General features: G+C 39.2%; 6 protein-coding genes and 2 pseudogenes. 4 read left to right on the top strand and 4 right to left on the bottom strand.

Annotated elements, in window-relative coordinates:
* Window positions 1-104: pseudogene (locus H5119_RS20590) on the top strand (IS5/IS1182 family transposase); the annotation flags it as partial.
* A 13-nt stretch (window positions 105-117) separates the two neighbouring features.
* Here the strand turns inward: H5119_RS20590 and H5119_RS19570 are convergent.
* A pseudogene (locus tag H5119_RS19570) lies at window positions 118-660 on the bottom strand (LysE family translocator); the annotation flags it as partial.
* 83 nt (window positions 661-743) lie between these two features.
* A complete protein-coding gene (locus H5119_RS19565; protein WP_182703426.1) occupies window positions 744-1151 on the bottom strand; it encodes a DUF3224 domain-containing protein in 408 nt (135 codons plus the stop codon).
* Between the two features lie 88 nt (window positions 1152-1239).
* On the opposite strand from H5119_RS19565, the gene H5119_RS19560 reads away from it, so the two are divergent.
* On the top strand, window positions 1240-3018 hold the full coding sequence (locus H5119_RS19560; RefSeq protein WP_182703425.1) for an ABC transporter transmembrane domain-containing protein: 1779 nt from the start codon (window positions 1240-1242) through the stop codon (window positions 3016-3018).
* A 34-nt stretch (window positions 3019-3052) separates the two neighbouring features.
* On the opposite strand, the gene H5119_RS19555 is transcribed toward H5119_RS19560, so the two are convergent.
* Both H5119_RS19555 and H5119_RS19550 read right to left on the bottom strand, forming a co-directional pair.
* Entirely contained in the window at window positions 3053-3760 is a 708-nt protein-coding gene (locus tag H5119_RS19555) for a hypothetical protein (protein WP_182703424.1), read from the bottom strand.
* Between the two features lie 192 nt (window positions 3761-3952).
* Window positions 3953-4585 carry an OmpA family protein gene (locus H5119_RS19550; RefSeq protein WP_182703423.1) on the bottom strand — a complete coding sequence of 211 codons (633 nt, stop codon included), beginning with the start codon at window positions 4583-4585 and terminating at the stop codon, window positions 3953-3955.
* Between the two features lie 437 nt (window positions 4586-5022).
* On the opposite strand from H5119_RS19550, the gene H5119_RS19545 reads away from it, so the two are divergent.
* Window positions 5023-6333: a hypothetical protein gene (locus tag H5119_RS19545; RefSeq protein WP_182703422.1), complete on the top strand. Its 1311-nt coding sequence runs from the start codon at window positions 5023-5025 to the stop codon at window positions 6331-6333.
* Between the two features lie 163 nt (window positions 6334-6496).
* The gene (locus H5119_RS19540; RefSeq protein ID WP_182703421.1) at window positions 6497-6634 is read left to right on the top strand and encodes a hypothetical protein; all 138 of its coding nucleotides are present in this window, start codon (window positions 6497-6499) and stop codon (window positions 6632-6634) included.
* Window positions 6635-6739 lie beyond the last annotated feature (105 nt).

Below are 6739 nucleotides of genomic sequence, written 5' to 3'. Positions count from 1 at the left end.
GGCTAAAGCACTTCCGTGCTATAGCGACAAGGTACGATAAATTGAAATTACAGTTTGAGAGTATGTTAGCGCTGGCATGTGCAATGATTTGGCTACCAATGTGAAAGATCAACAGCCCCTAGTAAAACCAAAACGATTTTTAGACACCTCAGTTAGCACTGCAACTAATAAATACCAACCAGTATCAATTACAAACACGGTTAAGCACATAATAATGCCAATGCTTAAAGTGAGGTTTTGCGGATCTATAAATTGTGAGAACAACGCTAAAAAGAAAATCGCGAGTTTAGGATTTAAAAAAGCAATCGCAAATCCATCTTGTAACGCTTTACTCGCACTTACTTCACTCTTTTGTACTTGCAGCTCGTTATTACTTGGTTTTGCTAGCAGTATTTTTAAACCTAAATAGGCTAAATACGCAGCGCCTAAATACACCAATATTTGGTATAGTGTTGGAAATTGAGCCATCAATGCTCCTAAGCCAAGTAATGAGGCTGCAGCATAAAGCCCAACGCCAATACCGTGACTGAGCGCAGCAAGCATGCCGTTTTTCATGCCACCACTAAGCGTGTGCTTTAATACCACCGCAAGGCTTGGCCCTGGCGACATCGCGCCCATCATGCATACCAATGCCAAACTCAACCAAACAGATAAAGCCATTTATGCTCCTTATAATTCATGGTCTTCAATAATTAATCCGCATAAGTATTTACCTATGCTTTTTTATTTAACCTGAATTCTGGTTATTTACTATCTACAGTGTATTCAAAGTCATAGTAATGAATACCTTGCTCTATACGAATTTTCATACTGCCGCTTAAGCCTTCAAGCTCATCAGTACCTGAATCGGGAATGACGTTTAAAATCAGGCTATCTTGACCTTTATTCATAGTGCCAAAGTGTTGCAGTACAAAGCTCCCCTGCTTACCTTCAAGTTCCCCAACTACTTGCTCAATAGCAACATAGCCTGCACTGCCTTGCGTTGGCGTCATAGCACTGAGCATTTCGCCTTGGCTGGTCGCATTTAAGCTACCTTTAAATGTTTTATCAATCGACATACGCCCTAAATTAATGCCTTGCTGCCCTTTGGCGTAACCTTCAATTGGCGCTAAAGCGACTGTAAATTCACCGTTTATTATATTTGTAGTCATAACGAATCCTTATTGATGATATTCAATACTATTGATTTTTATTACCTTGATGCCATATCTATACCTTAACCTTCAAAAAGAATCCACTATGTCAAAAGAAACACCTATAGCCGAAAAGGCTGCTTTTAGCAGTTTATTACCTGTTTTTGCTTTTATTAAACCGTATAAGTGGATGGTAGTCGCCGCCCTAGCCGCATTACTCGTAACGGCAGGCGTTAACTTGTCATTGGGGCAAGGTGTTAAATTTGTTATTGATCATGGCTTTATTGCTGGATCAAAGGTGCAATTACAGCAGGCCGTATTAGTACTTATTGGTTTAATCAGCTTATTAGCAGTAGGCACTTTTAGCCGTTTTTATTTAATGTCGTGGATTGGCGAACGAGTCAGTAACGATATTCGAAAAGCCGTGTTTAATCGCATTGTTACGCTGCACCCTAGCTACTTTGAAGAAAACCGCAGTGGCGAGCTTATGTCGCGTTTAACCACTGATACCACCTTATTACAATCTATTATCGGCTCATCGTTTTCTATGGCGCTGCGCAGCGTACTTATGTTGGTGGGCGGTTTAGCCATGTTACTGTTCACCAATTTAAAGCTCACCTTAGTGGTTGTGGCCTGTGTGCCGCTAGTACTTGTTCCTATGATGATATTTGGCCGCAAGGTACGTAAGCTAGCAAGCTCAAGCCAAGATGCCATTGCCGACATCAGCACCTATGCAGGCGAAATCATACAAAATATTAAAGTAGTACAAAGCTATAGCCATGAAGAACAAGAACAGCATGCCTTTGCACTCGAGACCGAAAAAGCCTTTAACGTGGCTAAAAAACGTATCAAACAACGTTCGTTTTTAATAGCCGTAGTGATTTTTTTAACCTTTAGTGCCATTAGCGCAATGCTTTGGGTGGGTGGTAACGATGTACTTGCGGGTACTATGACCGGCGGCGAGTTAGGTGCATTTGTGTTTTACGCTATTATGGTGGCAATGTCGGTGGCAACCGTTGCTGAAGTATATGGCGAACTACAACGAGCAGCAGGCGCGGCTGCAAGATTACTTGAGCTACTTGCTGTTAAAAGTGAAATAGAAAACCCGCTAAACCCACAAGATAGTAATTTACTGCAAGAAAGTAGCAGCCCTGCAATTGCGCTTGAAAATATTAGCTTTAACTATCCTTCTCGCCCAGATGTAAGTGCTCTTAATAAAATAAGCCTAAATATTGAGCAAGGCCAAACTGTGGCTATTGTTGGCCCTTCTGGCGCTGGTAAAACTACATTATTTGAATTGCTACAACGTTTTTACGATCCGGCCAGCGGAGCTATTAAGTTTAAAGATATAAATATTAAAGACCTATCACTTAATACTCTGCGTAATAAAATGGGCATGGTAGCGCAAAACCCTATTTTATTTAGCTCCGATGTTATGCATAACATCCGCTACGGCAACCCAAATGCAACCGATGAGCAAGTGTATGCCGCTGCAAAACATGCCCATGCCGATGAATTTATAAACCAGTTGCCACAAGGCTATCACAGCTTTTTAGGTGAGCAAGGTGTTAGGTTATCTGGCGGGCAAAAGCAACGTATTGTGCTTGCCCGCGCTATATTAAAAGACCCAGAAATACTCCTTCTTGATGAAGCCACCAGCGCGCTAGATGCGCAAAGTGAGCACCACGTGCAAGCGGCGCTTGAGCACCTAATGCAAAACAGAACAACGTTAATAATTGCCCATAGGCTGTCCACGGTAAAACATGCTGATGTGATTGTGGTAATGGAAAATGGGGAAATAATAGCAACGGGTTCTCACCAAGTGTTATTAGCCAGCAATCCGCTGTATCAAAAACTGTGTGAATTACAGTTTAATAAAGATTGAGCTTAAATAAATTAAAGTAGCAGCGGCTTTGCTGCTACTTTTTGCTAAGCCATTTGTTCATTGCAGCATCATAAGCCTCTGTTAACTTAGTTTTACCGCACAATTGCCCTGCGGTTAAATAACTATCTGGTAAGTCATTTTTTTGCATCACCCCTGCGCCAATAAACACCTTTTTAAAACAAGTATCACCTTTACGGTAGGTAGTAAATTGCATACTTTGCTGCTCTATTTGTAACAGCGGCTTTACCGCTGCAGAGTGTACTTTTGGGACTGTGATCCTCTTTACCGTCTCGTATTCATCAGCTGTTTTACCAGCAGAGGTTGTACTAGCAGGTAAAGATCCCATTTGTTGCTGTAAAATACGATTAAGGCCTTTTTGTAAGTCGATTTTTTTATATGGCGTTAATGCTGCAGAGTGGGCATTTATTGTGGTCGAGGTTGTTATAGTGGAGTTTACCGGTTCAGCCGCTTTTTCTGTTTTTTTACTGGAAGAGCTTACTGATTTTGATACTGTTTTATTTACCGGCTCATTTGGCTTTTTTTCTATGCGCACACTTTTATTAACACTCTGTTGAGGCGCTTGTTGTGTTGCTTTAATTTTGGCTGGCACACTCACCATATAGGCTTTAATTGGCGGTGATTGCGGCTGTTTTATTTCAGGTACCTTTAAAGTTGTTAAAAAAAACAACAATAATCCATGTAAAAGTATCGATAAAATAATTGTCGAACGCCACTTTGCCATAAATATGTCCCTGTGAAAGAACTAGTTATGACAGCTAACCGATTTAAAAGTGCTATTAAATAAACAAAACCGCGCATTAGCGCGGTTTATAACCCACTTCAACTGAGAATAATAAACTATCTCAAGTCACTATTCTCAACGTTAACTACGTTGAGTTTGCTTGAAGCAGGCAGATATCAGATTAATTACAAATTAACCTTGCGTATTAGGCACTATTTGAATTTCTACACGACGATTTTGAGCACGACCATTTACACTTTCATTAGTCGCAATTGGACGTGTTTCACCATAGCCTTTAGTGCTAACTCGTGTAGCCATAATTTGTTGATTCACTAAATAGTCTTTCACACTTTGTGCACGCTCTCGCGATAGGTTCATGTTGTAGCTACCTTTACCTGTGCTATCGGTATGGCCTTCAACACTAAGGTAGGTTTTTTCGTACTTATTCATAACGTTAGCAATCGCATTTAACGTGTCGTTAAAACCTGATGAAATATACGATTGATCCGTCGCAAAGGTAATATTTGATGGCATAACCAAACGTAAGTTGTCGCCTTCACGCACAACTTCAACGCCCGAACCCGCTAGCTCATCACGAAATGCTTCTTCTTGTTTATCCATGTAGTCGCCAACAGCTGCGCCCGCAAGTGCCCCTATTGCTGCACCAATAAAAAAGCGTTTATCTTTATGGTTACTCGTAGCTTTACCTAATACGCCACCTGCAGCAGCGCCAATTGCTGCGCCTTTACCTGCGTTATTCATTTCACAACCAGAAAGCAATACAGCTACTACGGTTACGCTTAAAAGTGATTTAGTTAAAGTCATGATGTTACCTATTCAATAAGAATTTAGCCGGAGTATGCAAATACACGTATGAACAAACTATGAAGAAGGTATTAAAATGAAGTAATCCCTGCCTAACCTTATAGACATCACTAGCTATAAGTAGTCATAAGAACTTGGTTTAGACTTTACCCGATAGGCGACTATGAGTGCTCAGCAAACATTGATATTGCCAAAATATAATAACTAATTGAATAGTCAAACTGTCGCTTACATATTCACAAAAATGAGCGAAGCGTGCATATTACTCCATTTAGTTTTGCCCAAAGAGAATAGAAAACTTAGTGATAGTAATATCTTAGGTAATTTGTTAAAACTATATAAAGTAGAAAAATAAGCGTTTCATCGGCAGAAATATGCGCGACGAGCGCACTATAAATTGTTAACTGTACTTTTAAATTCAGGGATGCACTCAAAGTATGCAAGAATTCACTTTAGATAATATCGCTAAAAAAATTCATTATGGGAAGACTCAAAAGTATTTTGAGGAAGTCCTCTCCTCATATCAAAATGAGAACTATAGATCCGCTGTAGTTATGCTCTGGTCTGTAGCAGTCTGCGATATTGTTTTTAAACTACAGAGCCTAATTGACCTTTATGGGGATGCATCAGCAAAAGAAATTCTTGATGAGCTTTCGGCTATTCAGGAAGCCAATCCAACTTCAGCTTCTTGGGAAGTTAAATTAATTGAAGACGTTCATTCAAAAACTCACCTATTAGATACATTAGAGTATGAAAATTTAAGATACCTTCAAAAGCAAAGACACTTATCAGCTCACCCTGTTTTAAATAAAGAGCGAGAGCTTCATTCTCCCAACAAAGAAACGGTACGTTCTCTTTTAAGAAATACACTGGAAGATCTTCTAATAAAACCTCCGTTTTATACTCAACATATAATGAAAGAAATCTTAGTTGATTTAGCTGAATCAGCAGAAGTGTTAAACACTAGAGATAAAGTGAAGAAATATGTAGTGAGTAGGTATTTAGAACGAACAACGCCTCCTGTTGAACTAAATGTATTTCGCTCTGTGTGGAAAATAGCATTCAAGCTTGAAAATGAGGAATGTGATAAAAACAGACTAATTAATTTGAATCTATTGGAAGTATTAGCCGCTAGGAACTCAACGAGCCTTTCCGATACCATTAATGGAGATAAAGATTTTTATAGCAATATCGCTGCTGCGGGTTTACCTCTATCATATGTAACTTATTTTTTATCAAAATACCCTGAAATTTATCCTTTGTTAAACGAAGATGCTCGTTTAAAAATTCAGCATTGCATTTCCACAGATGATGTAGGAAAGACTATAGGTTGGTTTACAAAAACAAACTTGAGTACTCATGCCAGTGATATAGAAGCTTGGGTTAAAGGTGATGACCACCCAACATTCACTCCTGGACAATTTGATGCATTATTAAGTTTATCTGACTCGGATGAGTGGCAAGAAAAATTCTGTAAAATAACTTCATCATACTATGGGTGCAGTTATAATTACGACCAAGCAGACTCTAGATTCCAATCCGCTATTCCTAAATACATAAAGCTATTTAACCAAGCTGCTCTACTATTCTTAGCTAATCAAATTGAAAAGAATAGTCAATGTCATGACAGAAGCCGTGCACGTCATGACTACACTGTAATAAAAGAACAAATAGATTTAATTTATGATAATGACTTTCCATATCAAGATTACACATGGTTTAGTCGTAAGTTAGGCTTAGATGACTAATACAACTAATCGGGTTGCCAAAGGTCTCCAACCTTCCAGCCCCATCATGCGTTTTTATTAGCGAGAACTGCAATGGGCGGTTCATCTCCCGTAATGAGTATTGATCCAAATATCTCTCAATGACACTAAACCTTGTGACGCTAAATAGGCATTGCCGAGCGTAATGTTTATTCCTTTCGTTTTTGAGCTTCTACATATTGAACTGCTTAAAGGTATTGGTGGCGAATTACAAAGTGATGACTTCCCAATACATGACGAAATTTCAAACATGGTACTAGGGTCTTATATGGACTCCCCGTAAATGTCAAAAAGAAAAAGTTAAAATAAATTTAGATGCTAGCTTATATACGGGCTCAAATTGAGGGGCTACCTCTGGCCTCTTATGTATTCGCACCTTCATGACTTT

This window comes from Pseudoalteromonas sp. SG45-5, assembly GCF_014164085.1.
GTDB classification, from domain to species: domain Bacteria; phylum Pseudomonadota; class Gammaproteobacteria; order Enterobacterales; family Alteromonadaceae; genus Pseudoalteromonas; species Pseudoalteromonas aliena.
The sequence above is the reverse complement of the archived record's forward strand: the minus strand, read 5'-3'. Positions and strand labels throughout refer to the sequence as shown.